28 protein-coding genes and 2 pseudogenes are annotated in these 25,797 nt (G+C 60.2%); 17 read left to right on the plus strand and 13 right to left on the minus strand.

What is annotated here, in order from left to right:
• Positions 1 to 44 precede the first annotated feature (44 nt).
• The gene (locus BMX80_RS10615; protein ID WP_074868130.1) at positions 45 to 1,091 is read right to left on the minus strand and encodes an alcohol dehydrogenase family protein; all 1,047 of its coding nucleotides are present in this window, start codon (positions 1,089 to 1,091) and stop codon (positions 45 to 47) included.
• Between the two features lie 265 nt (positions 1,092 to 1,356).
• Here BMX80_RS10615 and BMX80_RS10620 point away from each other — a divergent pair, with 265 nt between their 5' ends.
• Positions 1,357 to 1,737 (plus strand): VOC family protein, encoded by a 381-nt coding sequence (locus BMX80_RS10620; RefSeq protein ID WP_074868134.1) that lies wholly within the window; start codon positions 1,357 to 1,359, stop codon positions 1,735 to 1,737.
• Between the two features lie 817 nt (positions 1,738 to 2,554).
• On the opposite strand, the gene BMX80_RS10625 is transcribed toward BMX80_RS10620, so the two are convergent.
• The 3 genes from BMX80_RS10625 to polA form a co-directional block, all read right to left on the minus strand.
• Positions 2,555 to 2,980 carry a hypothetical protein gene (locus tag BMX80_RS10625; protein WP_074868137.1) on the minus strand — a complete coding sequence of 142 codons (426 nt, stop codon included), beginning with the start codon at positions 2,978 to 2,980 and terminating at the stop codon, positions 2,555 to 2,557.
• A complete protein-coding gene (locus BMX80_RS10630) occupies positions 2,946 to 3,755 on the minus strand; it encodes a hypothetical protein (RefSeq protein WP_074868140.1) in 810 nt (269 codons plus the stop codon). The genes BMX80_RS10625 and BMX80_RS10630 overlap by 35 nt, the downstream gene beginning before the upstream one ends.
• A 121-nt stretch (positions 3,756 to 3,876) precedes the next feature.
• Positions 3,877 to 6,684, minus strand: a complete 2,808-nt coding sequence (polA, locus tag BMX80_RS10635) for a DNA polymerase I (RefSeq protein ID WP_074868143.1) — start codon at positions 6,682 to 6,684, stop codon at positions 3,877 to 3,879.
• A gap of 73 nt (positions 6,685 to 6,757) precedes the next feature.
• On the opposite strand from polA, the gene BMX80_RS10640 reads away from it, so the two are divergent.
• Positions 6,758 to 7,036 carry a DUF2782 domain-containing protein gene (locus tag BMX80_RS10640; RefSeq protein ID WP_071873303.1) on the plus strand — a complete coding sequence of 93 codons (279 nt, stop codon included), beginning with the start codon at positions 6,758 to 6,760 and terminating at the stop codon, positions 7,034 to 7,036.
• 3 nt (positions 7,037 to 7,039) lie between these two features.
• Complete coding sequence (locus BMX80_RS10645) at positions 7,040 to 7,996, plus strand: homoserine kinase (RefSeq protein WP_074868147.1); 957 nt, start codon at positions 7,040 to 7,042, stop codon at positions 7,994 to 7,996.
• Here BMX80_RS10645 and BMX80_RS10650 read toward each other — a convergent pair whose 3' ends face one another.
• Positions 7,997 to 8,914 carry a zinc ABC transporter substrate-binding protein gene (locus BMX80_RS10650; protein WP_074868233.1) on the minus strand — a complete coding sequence of 306 codons (918 nt, stop codon included), beginning with the start codon at positions 8,912 to 8,914 and terminating at the stop codon, positions 7,997 to 7,999.
• Positions 8,915 to 8,984: 70 nt separating this feature from the next.
• Here BMX80_RS10650 and BMX80_RS10655 point away from each other — a divergent pair, with 70 nt between their 5' ends.
• The 7 genes from BMX80_RS10655 (at position 8,985) to BMX80_RS10685 (ending at position 13,188) form a co-directional block, all read left to right on the plus strand.
• Complete coding sequence (locus tag BMX80_RS10655) at positions 8,985 to 9,485, plus strand: Fur family transcriptional regulator (protein WP_071873305.1); 501 nt, start codon at positions 8,985 to 8,987, stop codon at positions 9,483 to 9,485.
• Positions 9,482 to 10,258, plus strand: coding sequence for a zinc ABC transporter ATP-binding protein ZnuC (gene znuC, locus BMX80_RS10660; protein ID WP_074868150.1), 777 nt, complete (start codon positions 9,482 to 9,484; stop codon positions 10,256 to 10,258). The genes BMX80_RS10655 and znuC overlap by 4 nt, the downstream gene beginning before the upstream one ends.
• A complete protein-coding gene (gene znuB / locus BMX80_RS10665) occupies positions 10,251 to 11,039 on the plus strand; it encodes a zinc ABC transporter permease subunit ZnuB (RefSeq protein ID WP_071873307.1) in 789 nt (262 codons plus the stop codon). Before znuC ends, znuB begins: the two co-directional genes overlap by 8 nt.
• Before the next feature lie 52 nt (positions 11,040 to 11,091).
• On the plus strand, positions 11,092 to 11,952 hold the full coding sequence (locus BMX80_RS10670) for a hypothetical protein (protein ID WP_074868153.1): 861 nt from the start codon (positions 11,092 to 11,094) through the stop codon (positions 11,950 to 11,952).
• Positions 11,953 to 11,966: 14 nt separating this feature from the next.
• Positions 11,967 to 12,380 (plus strand): NINE protein, encoded by a 414-nt coding sequence (locus BMX80_RS10675; protein ID WP_074868156.1) that lies wholly within the window; start codon positions 11,967 to 11,969, stop codon positions 12,378 to 12,380.
• Positions 12,380 to 12,829, plus strand: coding sequence for a YaiI/YqxD family protein (locus BMX80_RS10680; RefSeq protein WP_074868159.1), 450 nt, complete (start codon positions 12,380 to 12,382; stop codon positions 12,827 to 12,829). The genes BMX80_RS10675 and BMX80_RS10680 overlap by 1 nt, the downstream gene beginning before the upstream one ends.
• 143 nt (positions 12,830 to 12,972) lie before the next feature.
• Positions 12,973 to 13,188: a DUF1127 domain-containing protein gene (locus BMX80_RS10685; protein ID WP_074868162.1), complete on the plus strand. Its 216-nt coding sequence runs from the start codon at positions 12,973 to 12,975 to the stop codon at positions 13,186 to 13,188.
• Here the strand turns inward: BMX80_RS10685 and BMX80_RS10690 are convergent.
• Entirely contained in the window at positions 13,185 to 13,589 is a 405-nt protein-coding gene (locus BMX80_RS10690; RefSeq protein ID WP_074868164.1) for a GFA family protein, read from the minus strand. The genes BMX80_RS10685 and BMX80_RS10690 overlap by 4 nt on opposite strands.
• 99 nt (positions 13,590 to 13,688) lie before the next feature.
• Between BMX80_RS10690 and BMX80_RS10695 the strand changes: the two genes are divergently transcribed.
• The 3 genes from BMX80_RS10695 to BMX80_RS10705 all read left to right on the plus strand — a co-directional run bounded on the left by BMX80_RS10695 (position 13,689) and on the right by BMX80_RS10705 (position 15,890).
• Complete coding sequence (locus BMX80_RS10695; protein WP_074868166.1) at positions 13,689 to 14,618, plus strand: AEC family transporter; 930 nt, start codon at positions 13,689 to 13,691, stop codon at positions 14,616 to 14,618.
• 8 nt (positions 14,619 to 14,626) lie between these two features.
• Positions 14,627 to 15,439, plus strand: a complete 813-nt coding sequence (gene mutM, locus BMX80_RS10700; RefSeq protein ID WP_074868168.1) for a bifunctional DNA-formamidopyrimidine glycosylase/DNA-(apurinic or apyrimidinic site) lyase — start codon at positions 14,627 to 14,629, stop codon at positions 15,437 to 15,439.
• A gap of 70 nt (positions 15,440 to 15,509) precedes the next feature.
• Positions 15,510 to 15,890, plus strand: coding sequence for a MerR family transcriptional regulator (locus BMX80_RS10705; RefSeq protein ID WP_074868172.1), 381 nt, complete (start codon positions 15,510 to 15,512; stop codon positions 15,888 to 15,890).
• Here BMX80_RS10705 and BMX80_RS10710 read toward each other — a convergent pair.
• Complete coding sequence (locus BMX80_RS10710; protein ID WP_083394305.1) at positions 15,887 to 16,873, minus strand: NAD-dependent epimerase/dehydratase family protein; 987 nt, start codon at positions 16,871 to 16,873, stop codon at positions 15,887 to 15,889. The two genes, BMX80_RS10705 and BMX80_RS10710, sit on opposite strands and share 4 nt — an antisense overlap.
• A 171-nt stretch (positions 16,874 to 17,044) precedes the next feature.
• Here BMX80_RS10710 and BMX80_RS10715 point away from each other — a divergent pair, with 171 nt between their 5' ends.
• Both BMX80_RS10715 and BMX80_RS10720 read left to right on the plus strand, forming a co-directional pair.
• Positions 17,045 to 17,623 (plus strand): lysophospholipid acyltransferase family protein, encoded by a 579-nt coding sequence (locus BMX80_RS10715; RefSeq protein WP_074868175.1) that lies wholly within the window; start codon positions 17,045 to 17,047, stop codon positions 17,621 to 17,623.
• A 76-nt stretch (positions 17,624 to 17,699) separates the two neighbouring features.
• The gene (locus BMX80_RS10720; RefSeq protein ID WP_074868178.1) at positions 17,700 to 18,065 is read left to right on the plus strand and encodes a hypothetical protein; all 366 of its coding nucleotides are present in this window, start codon (positions 17,700 to 17,702) and stop codon (positions 18,063 to 18,065) included.
• Between the two features lie 48 nt (positions 18,066 to 18,113).
• Here BMX80_RS10720 and ggt read toward each other — a convergent pair.
• The 6 genes and pseudogenes from ggt to BMX80_RS10750 all read right to left on the minus strand — a co-directional run bounded on the left by ggt (position 18,114) and on the right by BMX80_RS10750 (position 24,307).
• A pseudogene (gene ggt, locus BMX80_RS10725) lies at positions 18,114 to 19,801 on the minus strand (gamma-glutamyltransferase).
• Positions 19,802 to 19,831: 30 nt separating this feature from the next.
• Complete coding sequence (locus BMX80_RS10730) at positions 19,832 to 20,083, minus strand: YfhL family 4Fe-4S dicluster ferredoxin (RefSeq protein WP_074868182.1); 252 nt, start codon at positions 20,081 to 20,083, stop codon at positions 19,832 to 19,834.
• 36 nt (positions 20,084 to 20,119) lie between these two features.
• Positions 20,120 to 20,599, minus strand: coding sequence for a pantetheine-phosphate adenylyltransferase (gene coaD, locus BMX80_RS10735; protein ID WP_071873319.1), 480 nt, complete (start codon positions 20,597 to 20,599; stop codon positions 20,120 to 20,122).
• 91 nt (positions 20,600 to 20,690) lie between these two features.
• A complete protein-coding gene (locus BMX80_RS10740) occupies positions 20,691 to 22,286 on the minus strand; it encodes a GMC family oxidoreductase (RefSeq protein WP_074868185.1) in 1,596 nt (531 codons plus the stop codon).
• A 26-nt stretch (positions 22,287 to 22,312) separates the two neighbouring features.
• Positions 22,313 to 22,864, minus strand: coding sequence for a twin-arginine translocation pathway signal protein (locus tag BMX80_RS10745; RefSeq protein ID WP_074868188.1), 552 nt, complete (start codon positions 22,862 to 22,864; stop codon positions 22,313 to 22,315).
• A gap of 9 nt (positions 22,865 to 22,873) precedes the next feature.
• Positions 22,874 to 24,307 carry a coniferyl aldehyde dehydrogenase gene (locus tag BMX80_RS10750; RefSeq protein ID WP_074868191.1) on the minus strand — a complete coding sequence of 478 codons (1,434 nt, stop codon included), beginning with the start codon at positions 24,305 to 24,307 and terminating at the stop codon, positions 22,874 to 22,876.
• A gap of 147 nt (positions 24,308 to 24,454) precedes the next feature.
• On the opposite strand from BMX80_RS10750, the gene BMX80_RS10755 reads away from it, so the two are divergent.
• Together BMX80_RS10755 and BMX80_RS10760 are read left to right on the plus strand one after the other, a co-directional pair.
• A complete protein-coding gene (locus tag BMX80_RS10755) occupies positions 24,455 to 25,144 on the plus strand; it encodes a TetR/AcrR family transcriptional regulator (protein ID WP_074868194.1) in 690 nt (229 codons plus the stop codon).
• A gap of 444 nt (positions 25,145 to 25,588) precedes the next feature.
• Positions 25,589 to 25,797: pseudogene (locus BMX80_RS10760) on the plus strand (IS5/IS1182 family transposase); the annotation flags it as partial.

The following is a 25,797-nucleotide window of genomic DNA, read 5'->3' on the forward strand; positions in this document are numbered from 1 at the left end:
TTCACCTTAGATGAGCCTTGCGCGGAGCGCTGCAAAAAGCGGCTTTAGCGCACCGTCAGCACAATCTTGCCGGTGTGCTGCTTGGCCAGAAACGCCTGCTGCGCTTGGGCGATATCTTGTAGCGGGTAGCGAGCGGCGACCAAGGGTTTGATCTGGCCATGCTCGATACGCGCCACCAGCTGCGCAAACACACCGGGCTCCAGCACAGTACAGCCAAAGAAGCTCAGGTCTTTGAGGTATAAGGTGCGCAGGTCGAGGCTGACATGCGCGCCGCCGATAGCGCCGGACACCGCATAGCGGCCTTGCGGCTTGAGCACGTCGAGCAGCTGCGGCCATTGTTCGCCACCGACCAAATCAATCACCACATCCACGCTGTTATCGGCCAGTTGCTCGTTGAGCGGCTGTTGGCGGTCGAGGGTTTGCTCGGCGCCCAAGGCCAGCAGATCTGCCGCTTTGCTCGCGCTGGTGACTGCCAATACCCGCGCGCCGCGTGCTTTGGCCAGCTGCACCGCCGCCGAGCCCACACCGCCTGAGGCGCCCGTTACCAGCACAGTGTCGCTGGCGCTGACGCGGGCTTTGGTGAGTAAGTTTTCCGCCGTGGAATACGAGCACGGGAAAGACGCCAACTCGCTATCGCTCAGCGCGCTGCGCACGGCATAGGCGTTGTCGCTGGGCACGCAGACGTATTCGGCAAAGCCGCCGTCGCAGTCGTAACCCATGTACCACGGCTGGCTGAGTGCTTGGCCATGCTGCTGCCAAAAACATGGGTCGACCAGCACGCGCTGACCCAAGCGCTCGGGCACTACGCCTTTGCCGATGGCGACAATCTCGCCGCACACATCGGCACCTTGCACGCGCGGCAGTTGCAGCGCTTGGCCGCTCCAGCCGGCGGCTTCGCCATCGCCGTTGCGGTTATACCAGCCGATGCGCACATTGATATCGGTGTTGTTCACCGCCGCTGCGCCAACGCGAATCAGCACTTCCTGCGGGCCGGGTTGCGGCACGGGCAAGTCATTTTGGTAATGCAGCTGATCCAGTTCGCCGTAGCCGGTTAACACAACGCCGCACATGTGGGAGGGAAGGGAATTCATAGGCTCCTCAGTGGTGGTTGATGGTGCTGGCGGATAAAAACGCCGGCACACAAAGACCAATAAGGTGACCAAGCTTAAGCGATTGAGCGCTCACACTTAACCCTTGCAGGAAGTGGCCAGACCAGCGTGCCGCCTGTGTGGGCTGTGAATGCTGGGTGATAAGCGGCTCGCGGGCGTGGCGTAAATCTGCTATCCACTGATAGCTCGTCGCGCGCTCACCGCCCGCGACTCCCTTCATCCACCGCATGCACTGCAAGGAAATGCCATGTTCAGTCACGTGATGCTCGGCGCTAACGATATTCAACAATCGAAAACCTTCTACGACGCCACCTTGGCGGTGCTCGGTTACCCAGAAGGCGTGATCGACCCCAAAGGCCGCTGCTTTTACTTCAGCAAGCACGATGTGTTTGCCCTCACTAAGCCCATCGACGGCCAGCCGGCCAGCAAAGGCAACGGCAGCACCATCGGCTTTAGCGCTAAGAGTGCCGATGAAGTAAACGCCTGGCACGCGGCAGGCCTAGCCAACGGCGGTGTAGCCATTGAAGACGCGCCCGGCGTGCGCGAGGGCGCGGGGATGAAGCTGTACTTGGCCTACCTGCTGGATCCGGCGGGGAATAAGGTGTGTGCGATGTATCGGATGCCGTGATTCGTTAGCTTGATGGTCGTAGGCCGGGTTAGCTAACGGCGTAATCCGGCGTACTGGCCCTTGCTCTGCTTTCCGTGTTTCACGAGGGTTGAGGTGCCAAGCTGATTGCTGATCGCGCTGAACCATTTTTTGCGCCTTCCCGGCGCGTCACTTTCTTCTTGCGTGCCCAAGAAGAAAGTAACCAAAGAAGAAGGGCACCCTGTGTCCGGGTTTGGCCTGCGGCCAAACTCCCTTCGCGCCGGGCCTGCTCCACGGGTCGCGGCGAAGGGCCATCCTGGCCCATCGCCACTCGCTCGACATCCTTGTCTCGCGCCCCGCTGCGCAAACCCTCTGCTCAGCCGAACACGAAGGGGTTGGCGCCTTCGCACGACATGCGTTTTCCAAATATGAAAAATTGAAGTGCGCGAGCTCAAACAGCCTAAATATTGAAACCGCCAAACCATCGACTTGCACCAATGCCCCCTCCAGCAGGCCGAGTGGAAGGCTGCTGGAAGAGGTTAAGCGGCAGGGATGCCGCGCAAAGCCCGATGGGCCATGGATGGTCCTTCGGGCTGGGCCTCTGTAAGCAGTCTGGAGCGAGGGAACTCGGCGCAGCCGAGCCAATGTTGGGGGCCTGTTTCTTGTGCTTACTATTCTTTCGTAAAGAATAGTAAGTCGCCGGGAGGCGAAATTAGGGCTCTCAGTCGCTCACTGTTAAATAGCTAAAGCACGGTGATTACGTGATGGGGTTAATGATTATCGGGAGGATTTTAATAGTTGCAGCGCGGGTCAAATGACCCGCCCTACAAGGTGTATTAAATACGCTGTTGTTGCTTGGTTAAGCATCAGGCAAGCGTTTTTTAAGCAGCTTAATTAATTTGCTCTCATCAAACACCGAATCTTCTTTGAGCATTTTCAGCGCTTTGGGGGCGTAGAGGTCGTGTGGGTTTTCGATAGCCAGCACATCGCCGCCTAACCACAAGGTGGGCACCCAAACCTCACAGCCCGCCTCGCGGCAGGCTGCGATCAGGGTTTGCGCCACTTCAAAACCGGCATGAATATCCCAACCGGCCCACAGGCGGCGGTTGTCTTCGCGCTGTAGGTACACAGGCTCTACGACAAACTCCAGCGCCCGGTAGCAAGCTTGCCAAGGCTCGGCCACATCGTCGTCCAGCACAGGCTTATCGGGGCCCAGAAAGCACTCCACTTGGGCGCAGTGCTCAGCAGACTCACTGCTGAGCAGGCAATAAAAGGCGTTTTCCATCGAAGGTCACTCGTTGATCGGCAGGCAGCGCATCGTAATGTTCGCGGCAAAAACTTAAGAAAGGCTCAGGCAGTTCACCGCTTAGCAATAAGGTAAAAAAGCGCAGCACTGCGGGGTGCTCATAAACCTCTGGACCACCCTCAATAAGATCACCGCGCAATGCAGGCACCATAAAGCGGATTAATGCATCGGCAGTACTTGAGCTCAATACAGAAAAATCGAAGCGCAAAGAGAAATAGTTCAGTAACGGCTCAATTGCAACAAGTGATGCAGGATTAAAATACACGATACTGTGGAAAAACTTTTTCAGCGCATCGCCACCCTTAATGCTTTTAAAGGCATCATGGCGCTCGGCAAACTTTATTAATTCCTGCCAAGCGTCGCTCAGCAGCGGGTAGTTAATCAACCCCCCGCCCATGACCCATTGATAATAATGTGCTGAAAGCTGTGGCAAAACCCCCGGAAAAATCTCCAACTGCGCAAAGCACTCATCCAAATAGGCCTGCGTGACCTCTGGCGCCGAAAGCGCCGCCGCCATAAACGCCTGACTCCGGTAAAAGCCTTGATAAGGCGGGGACAAAAGTTTTTGCCCCGGCGCCAAGCGCACCACCTCGCCAGTGAAATACGTATGTTTTAAATGGCGCACCATATCGGCATCGCTAGGCCCATAAAGCCGCTGCATAAAGGCCAACACTTGCTTATAGCGCTCTTTACGCTCTGCCGTTTTAAGCTCTGGGCTGTTGGCAAACAGTTGAAAACGTTCCACGAGTTGCATGGGGCTTCCTTGTCTGTGGGCTGTGTTGGGCAATAGGCTGGATTGTTCTAAGCCGCTTCAGGATGTTTAGCAAGTGCTGGGCTGGTTGCTGGCCAGCCCGGCAAGTTATGGCTGGCGGCGGTTAGTGCGCCTCATCCCAGTTATCCCCCGCACCCGCTTCCACCACTAAGGGCACGGCCAGTTCGGCGACGTTGGCCATCACCTCGCACAGCGGGGCGCGCAATGCCTCAACTTGGTCTTCGCGCACTTCCAGTACCAGTTCATCGTGCACTTGCAGAATCACCCGGGCATCGAAGCCGCTATTGGGTAGCCAGTGGTGCACGGCGATCATGGCTTTTTTCATGATGTCGGCGGCGGTGCCTTGCATCGGTGCGTTGATCGCGGTGCGTTCGGCGCCTTTGCGTAGCGCGGGGTTGCGGGCGTTGATGTCTGGCAGGTACAGGCGGCGGCCGAACAGGGTTTCAACATAGCCTTGGCTGGCGGCTTGTTCGCGGGTGCGTTCCATGTAGGCCAGCACGCCGGGGTAGCGCTCGAAATAGCGGTCGATATAGGCCTGCGCTTCTTTGCGTTCTACGCCGAGCTGCTTGGCCAGGCCAAAGGCGCTCATGCCGTAGATCAGGCCGAAGTTGATCGCCTTGGCGCTGCGGCGCTGATCGGTGCTGACCTCGTCGAGCGTGACGCCAAACACTTCGGCGGCGGTGGCGCGGTGTACGTCGCGGTCGTGGCGGAAGGCGTCCAGCAGGCCCGGGTCTTGGGCGAGGTGGGCCATGATGCGCAGTTCGATTTGCGAGTAGTCGGCAGCCAGCAGCCGGTAGCCTTGCGGGGCGACAAAGGCTTGGCGAATGCGTCGGCCTTCGGCGGTGCGAATCGGGATGTTTTGTAGGTTCGGGTCGCTGGACGACAAGCGCCCGGTGGCCGTCACCGCTTGGTGGTAGCTGGTGTGGATGCGCCCGGTGTGCGGGTTGATCTGCTCGGGCAGGCGGTCGGTGTAGGTGCTTTTCAGCTTGGCCAAGGTGCGCTGCTGCATGATTACCTTGGGCAGCTCGTAGTCTTGCTCGGCCAGTTCGGCGAGCACGCTTTCGGCGGTGGAGGGCTGGCCCTTGGCGGTTTTGCTGATCACCGGCAGGCCGAGCTTAGTAAACAGAATCTCGCCGAGTTGCTTGGGCGAGTTGAGGTTGAATTCCTCACCGGCCAAGGCGAAGGCTTCGCGCTCCAGCGCTTCAAGTTTTTGCCCTAGCTCTAGGCTGTGTTCGCCCAAGCGCTTGGCATCCACCAGCGCGCCGTTGCGCTCGATGCTGGCGAGCACCGGCACCAGCGGCATTTCGATCTCGCTGAGCACGCGGGCCAAGCTTGGCGTGGCTTGCAGTTGGGCGTGCAGGGCTTGGTGCAGGCGCAGGGTGATGTCGGCGTCTTCGGCGGCGTAGGGTGCGGCTTGCTCCAGCGCAATCTGGTCGAAGGTCAGCTGCTTGGCGCCTTTGCCGGCGATGTCTTCAAAGCGGATGGTGCTGTGGCCGAGGTATTTCAGCGCCAGGCTGTCCATATCGTGGCGGGTGGCGGTGGCGTTGAGCACGTAGGATTCGAGCATGCTGTCGAACGCGAGACCCTGCACGTTAATGCCGGCGCGGGCCAGTACGTTGATGTCATATTTGCCGTTTTGCGCCAGTTTGGCTTTGTGCGGGTCTTCCAGCAGCGGGCGCAGGTCGTTAAGCACTTGCGTGCGGTCGAGCTGCTGCGGCGCGCCCATGTAGCTGTGTGCCAACGGTACGTAGCAGGCTTCGCCGGCTTGCACGGCGAACGACAGGCCGACCAGCTCGGCCTGCATGGCATCCACGCTGGTGGTTTCGGTGTCGAAGGTGATCAGCTCGGCTTGTTGTAGTTTGCCGAGCCAGCGCTGCCAGTCGGCAGGCTCAAGGATGGTTTCGTACTGCGCGGCGGAGATCTCCGGCTGCGCGGGTTCTTCTGCGGTGGCGGGGCTGTCGCTGCTGCCGAACAGGTCATCTTGATTCGGTGTGGCATGGGTAGCGGTCGCCGGTTTGGCAGTAGCGGCGACACCGGCGCGCTGTAGCTCATCCACCCAGCTTTTAAATTCCAAGTCTTGATACAGCGCCAACAGGGCGGCGCTGTCACCATCGCTGGGGTGCAGGGCGTCCAGTTCGACGTCTAGCGCCACATCGGTTTTGATAGTCGCCAGCTGGTACGACAGGTAGGCCATGTCTTTGTGTTCGGCGAGCTTTTCGGGCAGCTTCTTGGCGCCGCGAATGTCCAGCGTACGCACGGCTTCGAGGTTGGCGTAGATCACATCCAAACCGCCGCCTAAACCTTGCAACAGGCCCAGCGCGGTTTTTTCGCCCACGCCGGGAACGCCGGGGATGTTGTCGACTTTGTCGCCCATCAGGGCGAGATAATCGATAATCAGCTCGGGGCCGATGCCGAACTTTTCGGCCACGCCGGGCACGTCCAGCGTGGTGTTGGTCATGGTGTTGACTAAGGTGATGTGGCCGTCGACCAGCTGCGCCATGTCTTTGTCGCCGGTGGAGATAATCACCGGGCGGCTGGCCGCCGCGCTGGAGCGCGCCAGCGTGCCGATCACGTCATCGGCTTCGACGCCTTCGACACACAGTAGCGGCAGGCCGAGGGCGTGAATGCAGGCGTGCAGCGGCTCGATTTGCACGCGCAGGTCATCGGGCATCGGCGGGCGCTGGGCCTTGTAGTCGGCGAACATTTCATCGCGAAACGTGGGGCCTTTGGCGTCGAACACCACGGCAAGCGGGCTGTCGGGGTAGCTTTTGCGCAGGCTGCGCAGCATGTTTAACACGCCCTTCACCGCACCGGTGGGCAGGCCTTTGCTGTTGGTTAACGGCGGCAGCGCATGGAAGGCGCGATACAGGTAACTGGAGCCATCAACCAAAATAAGCGGGGCGTTTGACATGCGGTGGGTCAACCTTTTCAGCAAGGCAGGGGATACAATGGGCGAAACCCCTGCAAAAAAGGACAAGACTACCATGCGCGCACTGACTCGCCTGTTACTGGTCGGCTTGCTGGCTTGGTTGCCCTTGGCACACGCGGAAGACGCCGCCGACGCCGAGCCGGATGTGACCATTCGCCAAGACGGCGACCGCATCATTGAGGAATACCGGGTGAACGGTTTCCTGTATGCCATCAAGGTGACGCCGAAGAACGGCAAGCCGTATTTTCTGGTCCGTGCTGACGAGACCGGCAACTTTATCCGCTCCGATCAGCCGGACATGCTGATTCCGCAGTGGGAAATCTTTAGCTGGTAAACCATGTCTGTATTTACTCCCCTTGAACGCGATGAGCTGGCCGAGTTCGTCGCGCGTTACCCGTTGGGCCGTCTGCGCGACTTCAGCGGCATTGCTGCCGGTAGCGAAAATTCCAACTTCTTTGTCAGTCTTGAACAGGCTGAATGCGTGCTGACCTTGGTTGAGCGCGGCCCGGTGCAAGACTTGCCGTTCTTTGTCGAGCTGCTCGAATGCCTGCACCAAGCTGACCTGCCAGTGCCTTATGCGTATCTGGATAGCCAAGGCGTGGCCTTGCAGCAGCTCAAAGGCAAACCGGCGCTGCTGCAGCCGCGTTTGCTCGGCAAGCATGTGCACACGCCGAATGCGCAGCACTGCGCTGAGATAGGGCGCTTTTTAGCACGCCTGCACTTGGCCACTGCCGATGGCCATTTGCAGCGCCAGAGCGACCGCGGTTTTGTCTGGATGACCGAGCAAGGCCCCGCCTTGTTGGCCGATTTGGATGACGCAGGCCAAACGCTGCTGAATGCTGCGCTGGGGGAAATCCAGACCCTGCTGGCAGATTTGCCGAGCCTGCCGCGCGCCGTGTTGCATGCGGATTTGTTCCGCGATAACGCGCTGTTCGACGGCAATCAGTTAAGCGGTGTGATCGACTTCTACAACGCTTGTAGCGGCTGGATGCTCTACGACGTGGCGATCACCGTGAACGACTGGTGCAGTGACGAACACGGCGTGCTGGATGAACCGTTGGCGCGTGCTTTGCTCGGTGCCTACGCTGCCGAGCGGCCGTTTACCGCGCAGGAAAACGACCATTGGCCGACCGTGTTGCGCGCCACCTGTGTGCGCTTCTGGCTATCGCGCCTGCTGGCGGTGCGTGAGCACCAAGGCCGCCGTGGCGAGGTGTTGGTCAAAGACCCGCGTGAGTTCCAAACCAAGCTCGCCGCTCGGCAGCAGGTGAGCTTGCACCTGCCAATCGCTTTGTAATTACAGCTGTTCTAGGCAGCTGGCCAGCTCGTTACCTAAGTTCAGGTACAGCGCGACGAAGTCAGCGCTGTCTTGGCCGAGTGGGTCGAGCTGGCCAAAGCGCACGGGTAGATCTTCGCCCAGGCTGTGCAGGGTGCGCGGCACCTGTGGCGGCTCGCTAAAAATGCATGCCGCGCCGACGGCTTTTAGGCGCTGGCGCAGTTCGTGTAAGTGGCGGGCGCCGGGCTGTACTTCCGGAGTAAACACAAACACGCCTTGGGCTTTCAAGCCCATGTGCGCCTCGAAGTAGTCGTAGCCTTGGTGAAACACCAGATACGGCTTGTTTTTAAGCTTCGCGAGGCGCTCCCGTAGCTGTGCGTCGGCGGCGTTTAGCGCTTGGCTAAAACGCGTGGCATTGGCTTGGTAGGCGGCGGCGTTGGCGGGGTCTAGGTTGCTGAGCTGCTCGGCCATGACGGCGGCAATCTGCTGGGCGTTGTGCGGGTCGAGCCAGAAGTGCGGGTCGAGGCTGTCGTGGCTGTGATCGTGCTCGTGGTGATCTTCTGCAGCGTGCGCTTCTGCAAAGTGCTTGAGGCGCATGCCTTGGGCGTGCAGCAGCGCGGTGCTCGGCTTGCTGCGGCGCTCTAGCACTTTGGGCAGAAAGCTTTCCAGCTCGGGGCCCACCCAGAACAGCAAGTCGGCCGCTTGCACGGCGCGCATATCCGAAGGACGCAGGGTGTACTGATGCGGTGAGGCGCCGGCTGGCAGCAGCACCTGTGCTTCGCCGTGTTCGCCCAGCACGCTGTGCGCAATCAGCTGCAGTGGCTGAATGCTGCTCAGCACGGTGGTGGCTGCCGCGTAGGGGGCGCAGCTCAGCAATAGGCTAATAAGCCCGGCGCGCAACACGGCGGCGGGGGTGAAACGGGCAAGCAAACGAGGCATAAACAGGCGGCGGCAGTCACTGAGCGGAAGTTGTAATAGAATAACATCCCTTTTGCCGGTGAGGTGCCCCATGCCCCCACGCCTATCTCCGCAAGCGCCGTTGGCGTGCCGTCCGCATGATCACACGCGCTGCGTGAGCCATGCCTTGGATGAGGCCGAGCAGCGCTGCGTAACGCGCGGCGTGCGCCTTACTGAACTGCGCAAACGCGTGCTGGAGCTGGTCTGGCAAAGCCATCAGCCGCTGGGCGCCTACGACATTCTGGAGCAGCTCAGCCAGCAAGATGGCCGCCGCCCCGGCCCGCCGACGGTGTACCGCGCGCTGGATTTTCTCTTGGAGCACGACCTAGTGCACCGGCTTGCCTCGCTGAATGCCTTTATCGGTTGCAGCCACCCCGAGCACGATCAAGCCTGCCAGTTTTTAATTTGCCGCCAGTGCCGTACTGCCGTTGAGTTGGAGCAGTCGGCCATCAACCAAGCGATTAGCGAGGCCGCGCAAGGCATCGGCTTTGCTGTGGAGCAGCCGATGGTCGAAGTGGTCGGCCTGTGCAGCCGCTGCCGGGAGGACGCATGAGCCAAGTGCTGATCGAATTGAGCGGCGTTGGCGTGACGCGTGGTGGACGACCCGTGCTGCGCGATATCAACCTGCAACTCAAGGCCGGGGAGATCGTCACCCTGATCGGCCCCAACGGTGCGGGCAAAACCACCTTAGTGCGTTGCGTGCTTGGTTTGCTCAAGCCGGAGCAAGGCACAGTCAAGCGCACCGCGCGGCTGCGCATTGGCTATATGCCGCAGAAGCTACACATCGAAGCCACCTTGCCGTTAACCGTGGAGCGCTTTCTGCGTTTGGTGCCCAAAACCAGCCGCGCAGAGGCCGTGGCGGCACTCACTGAAGTCGGCGCCGCGCACTTGCTGGATAGCCCGCTGCAACAGGTTTCTGGCGGTGAGCAGCAGCGCATTTTGCTCGCCCGTGCCTTGCTGCATGCGCCGCAGCTGTTGGTGCTCGACGAACCCGTGCAGGGCGTGGATGTCAGCGGCCAAGCCGAGCTGTACCGGCTGATCGGCAAGCTGCGCCAGCGCCACGGCTGCGGCGTGCTGATGGTCTCGCACGATTTGCACTTGGTGATGTCGGCCACCGATCAGGTGATCTGTCTCAATCAGCATGTGTGCTGCTCAGGGCATCCCGAGGCGGTCGGCAACGACCCGGCGTTTGTCGAGATGTTCGGCCAAGACGCCAAGAGCCTGGCCATCTACCAGCACCATCATGACCATAGCCACGACTTGCACGGCGATGTGCACGCCGCCGATTGCGATCACCAACACAGCGGAGGCTGTCAGCATGGCTGAATTTCTGATTTACGCCTTGCTGGCCGGCCTCATGCTGGCCGCCGTGGCGGGCCCGCTCGGCTCGTTCGTGGTGTGGCGGCGCATGGCTTATTTTGGTGACACCCTGTCGCACGCCGCCTTGCTCGGCGTGGCGCTGGGTTTGCTGCTGGAGGTCAACTTAACCCTCGCCGTGTCGGTGGGGTGTGTGCTGTTGGCGGTGCTCTTGGTGCTGTTGCAACAGCGCCAGCCGCTGGCCAGCGATACCTTGCTGGGCATCTTGGCGCACAGCACTTTATCGCTGGGTTTGGTCAGCCTGAGCCTGATGGATAACGTGCGCGTCGACCTGATGGCCTACCTGTTCGGCGACCTGCTGGCGGTGAGTCAGAGCGACTTGCTGTGGATGGCCGGTGGCTGCGCGCTGGTGATGGCGCTGCTGGCGCTGCTCTGGCGTCCGCTGTTGAACATCACCGTGCATGAGGAACTGGCGCAGGTGGAAGGCGTGCCGGTGTTGGCGATTCGCCTAGCGCTGATGCTGCTGATCGCGCTGATCATCGCCTTGGCGATGAAGATCGTCGGCGTGTTGCTGATTACCTCGTTGCTGATCATTCCCGCCGCAGCTGCGCAGCGCCATGCGCGTACGCCGGAGCAAATGGCCTTCGGCGCCAGCCTGCTCGGCATGCTGGCGGTGTGCTTGGGGCTCAGTTTGTCGTGGTTTGTCGACACCCCGGCAGGCCCGTCGATTGTGGTCAGTGCGGCCAGTCTGTTCCTGCTCAGCTTTTGTCTGCCGCGCCGCGCGGTGTAAACTCAAACGCTTGTTTGATCTTTACCCATTCGCCACCGGCGAAGGAGCAGATATGCCGTTGTTCCCCGTTCGTCTCTGTTGTGCTGCTGCCTTGTTGCTGTCTTTCGCCGTGCAGGCCGAAGAGCAAGTGTATGTGCAGGTGGATGAATCGGTTAAGTTGCTGCGCACCTTGGATACTCAGGTTCAGCAGGGTCAATTGGCCGCCGCCGAGCAAACCTTGCAGCAGCTGCGCCAGAAGAACCCGGCCGACACGCGGGTAGAAAGCTATCAGCGCCAACTGGCTGAGGCGCACATGGCGTTAGGGCGTCAGGCGTTAGGGCGTGGCGATATGGACGGTGCCAGCCGCGAGCTGGCCAAGGCACGCAGCTTGATGCCCAACGCGCCGGCGTTGACCGATTTCACCCGCGCTATTGAACAAGCCAAGGCCGAAGACGCCGCGGAAATCGCGGCGCAAAAAGCCCGTGCCGAAGCCGCCCGGCAGGCACAGCTAGCTCAGCAGCAAGCGGCTCAGCGCGCCGCGCAAGAAGCTGCCGCGAAGAAGGCCGCCGAAGCGGAAGCCGCCGCCAAAGCGCAAGCGGCTGCCGAGGCAGCGGCCAAGCAAGCCGCTGCCAAGCCCGCAGCCCCCAAGGCCCGGCATATCGATCCGGCCGCTGCGACGAGTAGCGTGAGCCTAGCGATGCTCGATGACGGCGATAACGACGCCTTGCGCAAGCTGCTCGATAGCGTGGCGCAGGATGTGGTGAACTTTCGCTGCAAGGTGCAGATCCAAGTGCGCGAAGTGAAAGATTTTCAATGGGTTGCCGCGCTGCTTAGCGCACGAGTTAAGCGCCTAGACAGCAACTTCAACCTGGATTTGGCTCAGCAGCTCGATAGCGCGCAAGCGCCGCAACTGCTGCTCACGCCCAAGCGATAAACAACGAGGCCGCCGTGACCGAAGCACGCAACACCCACAACCTGTTATTGGGCTACTTGCTGTGGATTTTCGGCTTCCTCGGCGCACACCGTTTTTATTACGGTAAACCGGTCACCGGCACGATTTGGTTCTTCACCTTAGGCCTGTTGGGCATCGGTTGGTTGATCGACCTGTTCCTGATTCCCAGTATGGATCGCCGCGCCGACTTGCGTTACCACCAAGGCGACAGCAACTACAGTGTGGCGTGGATCTTGTTGACCTTTCTCGGCGTGTTCGGCGTACACCGTTTTTATCTGGGTAAATGGATCAGCGGGCTGATCTGGCTGTTCACCTTGGGCCTGTTGGGTTTGGGCGTGCTGTATGACTTCTGGACACTCAACGAGCAGATCTCCGAGCAGCACGAGCAGCAGCGCAGGGGCGCACTGTAATGGCGACTGTCTGGGTGGATGCCGACGCCTGCCCTAAGCCGATCCGCGAGATTTTATTTCGCGCCGCCAAACGCAGTGGTGTGCCGGTGGTGTTTGTCGCCAACAGCGCGATTGCCGTACCGCCGGGCAGTAATGTGCGCTGTCAGGTGGTGTCTAAGGGCTTCGATGTGGCGGACAACGAAATTGTTCGCCAAGCCGAGAAAGGCGACTTAGTGATCACCCAAGATATTCCGCTGGCCGCCGAAGTGATCGCCAAGGGCGCTGAGGCCGTGCACCCGCGTGGCGAGCCTTACAGCCCGGACAGCATCCGCAGCAAACTGAACATGCGCGACTTTAATGAAACCCTGCGTGCCAGTGGTATTCACAGCGGCGGCCAAGCGCCGTTTGGCGTGCAGGAGAAACAGCGCTTTGCCAACAGCCTCGACCGTTATTTGGCCAGACAGCACTGAGGTGTGCGGCTGTTTGACTGGATTTACATTTTGTGACTGTTCGGTTCGTTTTTAACTGATCTGTGTCTATTGGTAACAACTTGATGGGCGGACAATAGCCATGTCTTCCATATCAACCCGGCTCTACGCCGAAGGACACTGTCATGTTTGCCCTGTCTCGCCCTCAAGAGACTGCCCCCACCGCCGCCCATCCCGCTGTTGCGGCGCAATCCCTTACTTTGCTGGCTACCGCCTTGCTGTGGCGCCGCCGGGCGAAAACCCGCAGCCAATTGGCGCGCTTGAACGAGCGTCAGTTGCAGGATGTGGGCTTGACCCTCGAACAGCGCAACGCGGAAATCGCCAAGCCGTTCTGGCGTTAATCCACGCCCGCTTCGCGCTCGTCAGCGGGTAGCTGCGGGTCAAGATACAGCCAGCTTAAGTGGCTTTGATCCCAGATATGCCGATGTGCCGGCGCCGCTTCGGGCTGGTCCAAGCTGGCTACCGTGATATCCACGCTATCCGGCGTTTTGCTGGTCCACAGTGCGAGCTGACAGCCGCACGTAGCGCAGAACCAGCGCTTACAGGTGGCGCTGCTTTGATAGTGCGCAGGTTCAGCGCTTAGCCAAGTGAAGGCCGCCTGCGGAATAGTCAGCCACGTGGTGACAATGCCGCCGGTGGTCTTGCGACAGTCGCTACAGTGGCAGTGCGCGCAGTCATCCAACGCGGCGTCGAGCTGATAACGCGCGGCACCGCAATGACAACCTCCACTAAGCTGGGGCATGCTGAACCTCAAGTGCTGTCTTAAGACCTATGGCTAACTGTAGTGGTTGATTGTCAGGTTTGCTCGTAGAGTGAGCCTTCACCCGCATTAAGGCAGGCTATGGCTGAGTTATTGCTGCTGCTGTGGCCCATCGTGGCCTTGATTGCCCTCGGCGTTTGGTTAAAGCGCAGCACTTGGCTGGACAGCGGGTTTTGGCCGGCGGCTGAGCGGCTTAACTACTTCATCTTATTTCCCGCCTTGCTGGTGCACAGCTTGGCCAACGCGCCATTGGCGCAGGCCGCGCCGTGGCAGTTGCTCGGCGTGCTGCTCAGTGTGCTGCTGCCTGCCGCAGCGCTGCTGTGGGCGTGGCGGTGGCGTTACCAAGTGGCGGCGGCGCAGTTTGGCCCGCAAGTGCAGGGCTTGCTGCGCTTTAATACCTATATTGGTTTGGCGTTGGCTGGGGGCTTATTCGGCGCCTCTGGCTTGGCGGTTGCCGCGTTGCTGTTGGCGCTGCTGGTGCCTATGGTCAATGTGTTGTCGGTGCTGGCGCTGTTAAGCGACCGTCGCTGGCAGGCGCGCGCGGTGCTCTGGCCGTTGCTGCGGAACCCGTTGATTGTGGCTTGCCTGTTGGGCTTGGCGCTGAACATCAGCGGGCTTGGTTTGCCGCTAGGCAGCGAAGCGCTGCTGAAGTTTCTCGCCGCCGCCTCGCTGCCTTTGGGTTTGTTGTGTGTTGGCGCCGCCTTGCAGTGGCAAGGTTTGCGCGGTGCTTGGCGAGGCTTGCTGGGCAATAGCCTGTTACGTTTATTGCTGATGCCGGCGCTGGCTTTGACAGTGGCTAACTTATGGGGCTTGCCGGCGCAAAGTGCGGCGATCGTGCTGCTGTTTTTTGCCTTGCCCACTGCACCCACCGCGTATGTGCTGACCACCCAGCTGCAAGGCGATGCACGCTTAATGGCTGGCCTCATCACCCTGCAAACGCTGCTGGCGATAGTCAGCTTAGGCTTGTGGCTGGCCTGGATTGGCTCTAGGGTGGCGCCTGCTGTGAGCTGAGGTGCGCCATGCCGGAATTACCTGAAGTTGAAACCACCTGTCGCGGAATTGCCCCGCATGTGCAAGGGCAAACCGTCGAGCGTGTGCGGGTGCGTGAGCGCCGGCTGCGTTGGCCGATTCCCGAAGACTTAGACGTGCGCCTCTCGGGGCAGCGGATTGTGGCGGTTAAGCGGCGGGCCAAATATCTGTTGATCGAAGCCGAAAGCGGCACCTTGATTGTGCATTTGGGCATGTCGGGCAGTTTGCGCTTAGTGCCGGCGGGCACCGCTGCGGTGAAGCACGAGCACGTGGATATCGAGCTGGGCTCGGGGCAAGTGCTGCGTTATCACGACCCACGCCGCTTTGGCGCCATGCTCTGGAGCCACGCGCCGTTAGACCATGAACTGCTGCGCAACCTCGGCCCCGAGCCGCTCAGCGACGCCTTTGACGGCGAGCGCTTGTACCAGTGCTCACGCGGTAAGCGCATCGCGGTAAAGCCGTTCATCATGGATAACGCCGTGGTGGTCGGGGTGGGCAACATCTACGCCAGCGAGGCACTGTTCGCCGCCGGCATCGACCCGCGCCGCGAAGCGGGCGGCATTTCTCGGCAGCGCTACCTGCGCTTGGCCGAGGCGATCAAAGAGATTCTCGCCTACGCCATCGAACGCGGCGGCACCACGCTACGCGACTTTGTCGGCGGCGACGGCAAGCCCGGCTACTTCCAGCAGGAGCTGTTTGTATACGGTCGCGGCGGCGAGTTCTGCAAACACTGCGGCAGCACGTTGCGCGAGGTAAAACTGGGGCAGCGCGCTAGTGTGTATTGCCCGAAATGTCAGCGTTAACTGTGGTAGTCGTAACCTATGGCGACGAAAGTCGCGCAGGCCTTATTGCTCACCGGATGAGGAGTAGACTATGTACATCGGCAAACTCGCCAATCTGACCGGCTGCACACCCAAGGCAATTCGTTTGTATGAGCAGCTGGGTTTGTTTGAAGCGCCGCCGCGCCGGGGGCGCTATCGGATTTATACCCCTCATCATGTGGATATCGTGCGGATGATTCGCACTGCTCAGGCCGCCGGCTTCAAACTTGCCGAGTTAGCCGTTGTGCTGGCAGCCAAGCAACGCGAGCAGCGCTTTCCACTGGAGCTGGTTCAGGCCGGTATTCAGGCCAAACGCTTGCAAGTTCAGGCGCAGATTGCTGAATTGCATGCGCTTGATGCCCAACTGATAGCGTTGGGCCAAGAGACTGCTCGGCTATTCTCCGAGCAGTCGCCGCAGCAGTGCAGCCATTAATCGGTGCGTTGTTGTAGCAAGGCAAACGCTTCGCGCAGAGCTTGCTCTGGTGGGCGCGGGCGAAAGCCCAGCTCAGTTTGCGCTTTGCTGATGCTGTATTCCTGAGGCACACCATGGAACAGGCGTACTTGGCTCATCAGAAGCTGTGCTGGGTGCCCGGTCAACTGGGCCCAGCGCTCCTGCAGCCAGGCCAAGGAGAGTAGCAGCCAGCGTGGTGCAGGAGGCGGCGTGCGATAACCTGGTTTCACTGTGTTTGCCGCCTCGATCAGTGCCCGTAGCGGCGAAGAGTGCTTGTTGGCCAGAATGTAACGCTCGCCTGCGCGCCCTTTTTCGGCTGCCTTGATCAAGCCTTCGGCCACATCGCGTACGTCAACGAAATTGAAGTGAAAGCTTGGGTCGAGCGGTACTTGGCGAGCCAGCACAGTGTTGAGAAAGTTCATGGTGTCGGTCAGCCGCTGAGCGTTGGGGCCAACCATGGCTGCCGGTAGCACGCTAACCATCTCAAGATCTAAGCGTTTTGCGACCTCCCAAGCCATTTGCTCAGACAGAATCTTGGAGCGGTAGTAGGCGTTGTCTTTTTCGTCGTTCCAGTGAGTTTCGTCTAGCGGTTTGCCTGTGTGCCCCACCGCCGCTACTGAACTGACGTAGATCACGCGCTTGACGCCTGCTTTGGCAGCGGCCTCTAAAACATTACGAGTGCCCTCGACATTCGGTGTGATGATGTCCGCTTGCGGATCTCGGGCCCAATGGCGGAACACTGCCGCTACTTGGTAGAGCACGTCGACTCCTTGCAGGGCTTGCTCCAGCGCGTGCTTGTCCAGCAGTTCGGTGTACACCAGCTCGCAATCGAGCCCGGCAAAGGCAGTGCGATCATGGATGTCGCGCACCCCGGCACGCACTCGCTCACCGCGAGCGAGTAGCGTGCGCACCAACGTATTACCCAGATGGCCATTGGCCCCGGTGACCAGACTTAACGGATTCATGGCTGCACTCCCTGTTTCTTGAAGAGGATGCCAGCCTAGAGTCTGTCCCTATGGACAGAGTCAAGCGTCGTTTGCCGATGGGCTGTTCTGGCGGGCCTTGCGCGGTTAGCCCAATGGCAAAAATGTGTTAAATAATCAGCGCTTACCGAGAATAACAATAAGAGGTTAACGATGTCCGGTAACTACTTGCCCGCCAATGCTTTTGTGCAATGGCTGGGGCGCACAACGCTGCGCATGTTGGGCTGGCGAGTGGAAGGCCAGCTGCCTGATTTGCCCAAATACATAGTGATTGGTGCGCACCACACCTCGAACTGGGATTTTGTCTTGTTTATTGCCATCAAGTTTATGTGGCGTTTACGTGCCCGTTGGTTTGGCAAGCACACCCTGTTTGCTTGGCCGTGGGGCTACATCATGCGCTTGTGGGGTGGTTTACCGATTCGGCGCCATTTGCAGCTCAATACGGTGGAGCAGGCGATTGCCGCCTTTGCTGAGCATGAGCACTTTCTGTTGATTCTCTCGCCCGAAGGCACGCGCAAGAAGGTCACTCGCTGGCGCAGCGGCTTCTACCATATTGCCGTGGGCGCTGGAGTGCCGATCGTGACGGGCGCGCTAGACTTCGCCAATAAGCGCGTGGTGATTGGTGCGCCGTTCTACCCAAGCGGCGATCAAACCGCCGATATGCAGCAGTTGCACGCGATATTTCGCCCCTATGTGCCAAAATATCCGCAGTACGCGTATCACGGCGATTGACACCCATCACGCTGACAAGCGTAAATCCGCTGTTATAGTTACGTAGTGCGTTATTGCCAACAACAAGGATCGAACCATGAAGCTCCGTCGCACCACCACGGCCCTGCTGGCCGCTACGGCCATGACTGCCTCGCTGCTGGGCGGCCAGGCTTATGCTGCCGATGCCACCTCAGATACCCGCTATGACACCGAAACCCCGCCGGCCTACAAGATGATCGGCGACTTGGTTATCGCCCGCCCGTTTGCCATTGGCGCTACTGCTATCGGCGCAGCGGCATGGCTGGTGAGCTTGCCCTTTACCATTGGCCGTAACACCAGTGAGGCCACCGATGCCTTAGTGCTGGCACCGGGCTATGAAGCCTTCGTGCGTTGTTTGGGCTGCACCAGTGGTTACGAAGACTGGGCCAAGAGCCGCAAGCACAACAACCATACTCAGCCGTAAGTGCTGGTTTGGGTAAAACAAAGCCGCCTGTTTGGGCGGCTTTGTTGTTTATGGCGCTTCGACCAGCGCTTGGCCAATGCCGCGCGGGTCGCTGGCGGCGCTAACCTTGCCGCTGCGCTTATCCCAGTGCAGCACCATCAGATTGCCGTAGCGGCGACCAACAGGGCTTAAGCTGTGGCCACGCTGCTGCAGGGCAGCACGCTCTTCTAGGCTGAAGGCGTCGTCTTCATGCTGGATAGCATCGGGTAAAAACTGATGGTGAAAGCGCGGTAGCGCGGGCCATTGGGCCACCGGTAGCTGGTCTTGGCGGGCCAGCATGGCCAGCAGCACCATGCTGGGGATGCGGCTGCCGCCGGGCGTGCCGAAGCTGGCAAAGTCATCGGTACTTTCAATAAAGCTGGGGCTCATGCTCGACAGCGGGCGTTTGCCGGCGGCGATTTGATTGGCTCGGCTGCCCGTTAAGCCGTAGGCGTTGGCGCCACTCACATCGGCGGCGAAGTCGTCCATTTCATCATTGAGCAGCACGCCAGTGCCGGGCACGGTGAAGGCGGCGCCAAACATCAGGTTAATCGACAGTGTGGCGGCTACCGCGCGGCCACGGCTGTCCATCACGCTAAAGTGCGTGGTGTGTTCGCCTTCGTGCAGGGTCAACGGCTCTGCTAGCTCGCTGCTGGGCGTGGCGCGTTCGCGTTCAATGCCGGCGGCTTGCTGGCGTAGGTAGTCTGGGGCGAGCAAGGCAGTGATGGGGTTTTGCACGTGGTCGGGGTCGCCCAGCAGGCGGCGGTCGCGGTAGGCCCGGCGCAGCACTTCAGTCACCGCATGCTGGCGATCAACCCGGCTGTCGCTGCGCCACGGTAGCCAGTCGAGCATCAGCAAGCTTTGTGCGAGCGCCACGCCGCCGGCCGAGGGTGGCGGTGCGCTAATTAACGTGTCGCCGTTGTTAAGGCGCACCTGCAGCGGTGCGCGCTCGACCACTTGGTAGCTGGCGAGGTCTTCCATGCTCCAGATGCCGCCGGCGGCGCGTACGCCTTCTACCAAGCGGTCGGCCAACTCACCGCTGTAAAAGCCGGTGTGTCCGTCACGGGCGATTAAGCGCAGGGTGTCGGCCAGCTCCGGCTGATACAGGCGGCTGCCAAGGGCCGGTACTTCGCCGTCGCGCAAGAACAAGCGCGCGCTTTCGGCGTCGGCCTGCAAGGCTTTGAGGCGCCACTGCGCGCGCTCACGGTAGGCGCTGTCGATGGTGAAGCCTTGCTCGGCCAAGGCGATGGCGGGGCGAGTGTGCTGGTCAGCGGCAGTTGCCCGTATTGGCTGGCCAGATAGGCGATGGCCGCAGGCACGCCGGGAATCGCCGCCGCCAGCGGGCCGTTCAGCGATAGCTCCGGCTGCACTTGGCCGCCACGGCGGTATAGGTTGGCGTGCGCCGCTAGCGGGGCGCGCTCGCGGGCGTCGATAAACGGGTAGTGGGCTTTACCGCCGCTGGTGGGCTGGCGCAGCAAATAAAAACCGCCGCCACCAAGGCCAGAACCATAGGGCTCGACCACCGCTAACGCCGCTGTAATGGCAATCGCCGCATCGAAGGCGTTACCGCCTTCGCGCAAAATCTGCAGGCCGGCTTGGCTGGCTAGCGGGTGCGCGGTGGCAATCGCCGCTTTGTCGGGGCTGGCGTGGGCGGCGATGCTGAGGAGCAGCAAACAACCGGCGGCAACGAGCCGGGTGAGTCGGTTCTCGTTGCGCATGGGCGTTCCTCTCGCTTGGGGGCTTGCGGCTTAGGCGTTGCCGGTGATGATCAAATACTTCTGCATGAGTTCATCACGGGTTTCTGCATGGTTCGGGTCCAGCGGGATACAGTCGACCGGGCATACCTGTTGGCACTGTGGCTCGTCGTAGTGGCCGACGCACTCGGTGCACAGGTTAGGGTCGATTTCGTAGATTTCCTCGCCTTGGGAAATCGCCGCGTTGGGGCATTCCGGCTCGCAGACGTCACAGTTGATGCAGTCGTCGGTAATGATCAGAGCCATGGGTTCTCCTCCGGCTGGGCCGGTACTTCAAGCCGCTTATTGGGCGAAGCGCTGTTTGAGCGCTTCGTGCACCTGCGGGTGAACAAATTTGCTGATATCGCCGCCTAATGCTGCGATTTCGCGCACTAAGGTCGATGAAATAAAGGAATACTTTTCCGACGGGGTGAGAAACAAGCTCTCTACCTCAGGCGCCAGCTGACGGTTCATGTTGGCCAGTTGGAATTCGTATTCGAAGTCCGACACGGCGCGCAGACCGCGCAGCAAGATATTGGCGTTCTGCTCACGAACAAAATCGGCCAGCAAAGTGGAAAAGCCCACCACACGCACATTAGGTAAGTGCGCGGTGACTTGCTGTGCCAGTTCTACGCGGGTTTCCAGCGCAAACAGGGGGTTTTTCTTCGGGCTGGCGGCCACGGCAATGATGACTTCTTCGAACAAGCGCGAGGCGCGTTCGATCAGGTCGCCATGACCTTTGGTAATGGGGTCGAAAGTGCCCGGGTATAGCACGCGGTTCATGCGTGGCTCCAGCAGCAGAAAAGTGGGGTGATGTTAGCGCAGCCGCTCGCTCGGGCCAAGCAAGGCCCGCGCGAGGGTGCAGTAGGCGGCCTTAGGCCTTGAGGCGCTCGGCCAACTGGGTGGCGAGTTTGGCGGTTAAGCCGTAGATCGACAGCTGCGGGTTGGCGCCGATCGAGGTGGGGAACAAGGAGCCGTCGTGAATCGACAGGTTTTCCAGCTGATGATGGCGGCCAAGGCTGTCGGTGACGCCCATGCTGGCATCTTCGCTCATGGCGCAGCCGCCCATGACATGGGCACTGCCTAAACGGGCGCGGTACAGCTCCAGCGGCAGGTTGTTGATGGTTGCTTGGGCTTCTTTCCAGCTGCTCGTCCACGGTGCATCGGCGTGCACCGTCCACACCTGTTTGGCGCCGGCGGCGAATTGGATTTCCGCCATGGATAGCCACGCACGGCGAATGCCGTCCCAGCTGTAGTCGGTCATTTGGTAGTCCAGCACAGGAGTGCCGTCGCTGCGCAGTTCGACGCTGCCTATCGAGCTTTGCTCGTGAAAGCCGTCGCGGCCCAGCGCCAACATGAAGTTGATATTCGGCAGGCTGGCCATCGTCTCTGCCGCACGCTGGCCGACATCGGCGAGCACCGTGGAGGCAAACATCGGTTGCATAGGGGCGACTTCGATCTTGTACGACATCTCGCCGGCCGCGCCGTCGTGCCACTGGAAATGGTCCGAATACACCGACTGTGGCGCGCCGCTAAACGGGTTGAGTTGCTGCTCAAAGCGCGCGGCGGAGAAGTTGGTGATGTGCAAGAAGGTGCGTTTGCCAGCCAACTGGTGCGGGTCTGGCGCGTTGGAGCGCAGCAGCACCGCCGGGCTGTTGATGCCGCCGCCGGAGAGCACATAGTGCTTGGCGCGCACGGTGATTTTGCGGCCATTGGGTGCCACGCAACGCTCATCCATGCCCACGCATTCCAGCCCGGTGACCCGGCTGCCGTCGATCAGCAGACGATTGACCCGCGCCAAATACAGTAGCTCGCCGTTGTTATCCAGCGTGGCGGGAATCGTCGTGACCAGCATGGATTGCTTGGCGTTGGTGGGGCAGCCTAAACCGCAGTAGCCCAAGTTCCAGCAGCCTTTGACGTTGCGCGGAATGATGTCGTGTTTCCAGCCGAGCGACTCACAGCCATCGGCAATCACTTGGTTATTGGGGTTGGCGGGAATAGCCCACTTGGCCACGCCTAAGCGCTCTTCCATCTTGGCAAACCACGGCGCCATGCTGTCGACGTCATGGCCGGTTACACCGTGCACATCGGCCCAATGTTTGAGGGTCGGCGCGGGGGTGCGGAAGCTCGATGTCCAGTTCACCGTCGTGGTGCCACCCACGGCGCGGCCTTGCAGAATGGTGATCGCGCCGTTTTTGCTCATCCGCCCGAGGCCTTCTTGATACAGCGCCGGGTAGGACTGGTTTTCGCGCAGCGGGGCGAAGTCGTCGCTGGTGCGCAGCGGGCCTTCTTCGATGATCAGTACCTTAAAACCGGCTGCCGAAAGGATTTCGGCCGTGGTGCCGCCACCCGCGCCGGAGCCAATAATGGCTACGTCGGCTTCTAAGGTTAGGTCTTGCTCAAGGGCTGAGCCGTCGTGGGTTTTCCAACCACGGGCCATGCCTTGGCGGAAAATATCGGGTACAGGCATATCGGTGCTCTCTTGCTGCGTGGTGGTTAGATGGTCGGCGGGCCGGGGTAGCCGCAATGGCCCCACGCCTCAGGGTTGCCGTACCACGCCATGGGAATCAGCTGGGTTAGCGAGCCATACCCCATGTTGAGCAGGCTGATGGCGCTGTTCTTCCAGCGCTCTAGAAAATTGGCCACCTCGGCGGGGCTGGCGTTTTCCCAGCCGCCCCACACGCCGGTGAGCGGGCCGCGGGTGATGCTCATGCCCAGCACATCAAACAGCTGCTGGACCAGCTTGAGCACTTCGGGGGAGAAGTGCGCCAAGCTGTGGTCGAAGGATTTCAGGGTGATCAGGGTCGACTCGGCAACTTTGTCGGCGGCAAAAGTGCCCTGCATGACCACCGGAATAGTGGCGCTTAAAAACGCCACGTCTTCTTTGCGCAGCACCTTGTAGCCGTCTTGCGGCATGCTTGATGAGCAACCGGTGAGGCTGGCGGTAACGCCAGCGGTAGCGAGCATGGCGCTGCCCATCAGGCTGAATTTCAGCAGGCCTCGGCGGCTAACCGCCAAGGCTATATTGTTATTAGTTTGTTCGGACATGAGTGCCACTCAGCGGATAAACAGCTTAAACACCAGCTTCTGCAGCGCGGTGCCGTACGGCGGGTAGATCGGCTTGGCGCCGTTGTACCAGGTCGGCTTGTCGTAAATGCTCTTGGCATGGCTGAAGGTTTTGAAGCCTTCGTGGCCGTGGTAGTGGCCCATGCCTGAGGGGCCGACGCCGCCAAACGGCATGTCGTCTTGGGCTACGTGCAGCAGCGCATCGTTGATACACACGCCGCCGGAGTGGGTGTGCTCCAGCACGTAGGTTTGCTCTTGCTTGTTGCCACCGAAGTAATACAGCGCCAGTGGGCGGTCGCGGTCGTTAATAAAGTTCACCGCTTGCTCAAGGCTGTCGTAGGGGATCACCGGCAGCAGCGGGCCGAAGATCTCGTCCTGCATGATCTTCATGTCGTCGTTTACGTTCAGCACTAAGTGGTGCTGCAGGCGACGGCCTTGGCAGTTTTTGTGCAGGGCGATGACCTCGGCGCCTTTGTCTTTGGCGTCGGTCAAGTAGCCTTGCAGACGGGCCAGCTGGCGCTCGTTGATGATCGCGGTGTAGTCCGGGTTGGTTTCGATCTCGGGGTAGAAGGTGCAGATTTGCTGCTTCCACGCCTCAACAAACTCTTGCTGACGAGCACGCGGCACCAGTACGTAGTCGGGCGCGACGCAGGTTTGCCCGGCGTTCATTGCCTTGCCAAAGCCCATGCGCTCGGCGGCGTCGGCCATGTTGGCGTCAGTGCCGATAATCGCCGGCGACTTGCCGCCCAGCTCTAAGGTGACGGGGGTCAGGTTATCCGCGGCAGCTCGCATTACGTGACGGCCCACGGCGGTGGAGCCAGTGAACAACAGGTGATCGAACGGCAGCTTGGAGAAGCCAGCGCCCACTTCGGCCTCGCCGAGCACCACGCACACGTGTTTTTCATCAAACACTTGGCCGATCAATTCTTTAAACAGCTGCGAGGTGGCAGGGGTGAACTCGCTCATCTTCAGCATCACCCGGTTACCGGCGGCCAGTGCGCCAGCCAGCGGGCCTACGGCCAAATACAGCGGGTAGTTCCACGGCACAATCACACCGACCAAACCCTTGGGCTGATACATCACGCGCGCAGTGGCCGGCTGGAAGGCCAAGCCGACGCTACGGCGCGAGGGTTTCATCCACTTCTTCAGGCGCTTCGCCACATAGTCGATGCCGTGCAGGCTGGGCATGATCTCGGCCAGCAGCGACTCTTCCCGCGCACGGTTACTAAAGTCGGCGCGCATGGCTTCGATCAGTGCGTCTTGGTTGTCGAACAGCACTTTACGCAGCTTGGCCAAATGCGCGCGGCGCTCGTCGGCGCTGGGCATCGGGTTGGCGCGGTAAGCGCTGCGCATGGCTTGGAATTGGCTATTCATGTACTCCAGCGCATGCTGGGCATCTTGCAGGTAGGCGACGTCGGCGACCATAGTGCTGTCCTCGGGTGGCGGTGGTTCCGTCAGCGGCTACGGCAAGGCTGTCGGACAATCTCTGTGTGGGTGTATTTTTAGAGTTAATGCTCTAAAATGTCAAACCATGCCACCCCAACCTTCTGTGAGTATTTGTAAGCACGCGTTATGGCCCCACGAATGAAAACCCGCGATCGCATCATCGAAGCCAGCCTAGAACTGTTTAACGAGCAGGGTGAGCGCAACGTGACGACCAATCACATCGCTGCGCATTTGGGGATCTCGCCGGGCAACCTGTATTACCACTTCCGCAACAAGCACGAGATCATCAGCGAGCTGTTTGAGCGCTACGCCGCGCAGGTCGAAGGTTTTTTGCAGCGTCCCACCGGGCGCGGCATGACCATGGACGACAAAGCCTTCTACCTTGAGGCCCTGCTGCAAGGCATGTGGCAGTACCGCTTTATTCACCGCGATTTAGAGCAAATTCTGGAAAGCGACAGCGCGCTCGCCACCCGCTACCGGCAGTTTGCCCGCACCGCGCTCAGCAGCGCGCAGCAGATCTACCAAGGCTTTGCCGACGCCGGCATCCTGCGCATTACCCCGGCGATTGCCGAAACCTTAGCCATCAATGGCTTGATCATGCTCACCGCATGGGTGCGTTTTGTCGCCACCGTTAGCGAGCCAGGGCAAGCCATTACCCCGGCGATGCTGCGCCGTGGCGTGCTGCAACTGGTGCAACTGGAAAGCCCGTGGGTCAGCGACGCCTACCGCGCTGAGCTGGATCAGCTGCTGGCGCGGCTTGATGTGCCTTTTGCGGTGATTGTGCCGAAGATCAATAGTGAGCCTGAAATGGCGTAACTAGCTGACACTCTTGTGGCTGTTGCGTTTGTTAAGTGGCTAGCAGGTTAATGTGTTTGTCGTGCGTTGCTAGGGATGGCATGCCTTAGTATGTGCGGTCTTGGCGCAAGGCTAGGTGCGGCGCTATTTTTTTGAGTAACTGGTGTGGTATTCAGGGATGAAAAGAGAAAAGTGGCAGTGTGTTAGTTGTGGGTTTGAAAATGATATCTCTACGGAAATTTGTTCGAGTTGTAAGCGCTCTTCTTATGAGGTAGGTGCGATTGATCGAGAGCCTATCCGCCTATTTGCACAGCCAAAGGACGACTCACCTGAATGGCTGAAAAATTTTCATAATATTATGAAGCATAAGCGCCGCCTGCTGGTGCTTAGGGAAACGCTGATTTATTCCTCAGCAGCTCTCTTGGCTGGCACAATCGCGGGAAGCCCATCGCCTGAGTCAGCCGCATGCAAAAAACCTTTTCCGAAGCCGAATATGCCGGCAAGAAAAAGCTGACACGCCGCGATCGATTTCTCAGCGATCTTGAGCAGCTCACGCCTTGGACCTTGCTTGAAGCTCAGATTGCCCCCTTCTATGCAGACAACACGGGCAAGCGTGGGCGTCCCAGCATTGGTTTGCCACGCATGCTTCGCTTGTACGTTGTGCAGCAGTGCTT

This window comes from Atopomonas hussainii, assembly GCF_900109735.1.
Classification (GTDB): domain Bacteria; phylum Pseudomonadota; class Gammaproteobacteria; order Pseudomonadales; family Pseudomonadaceae; genus Atopomonas; species Atopomonas hussainii.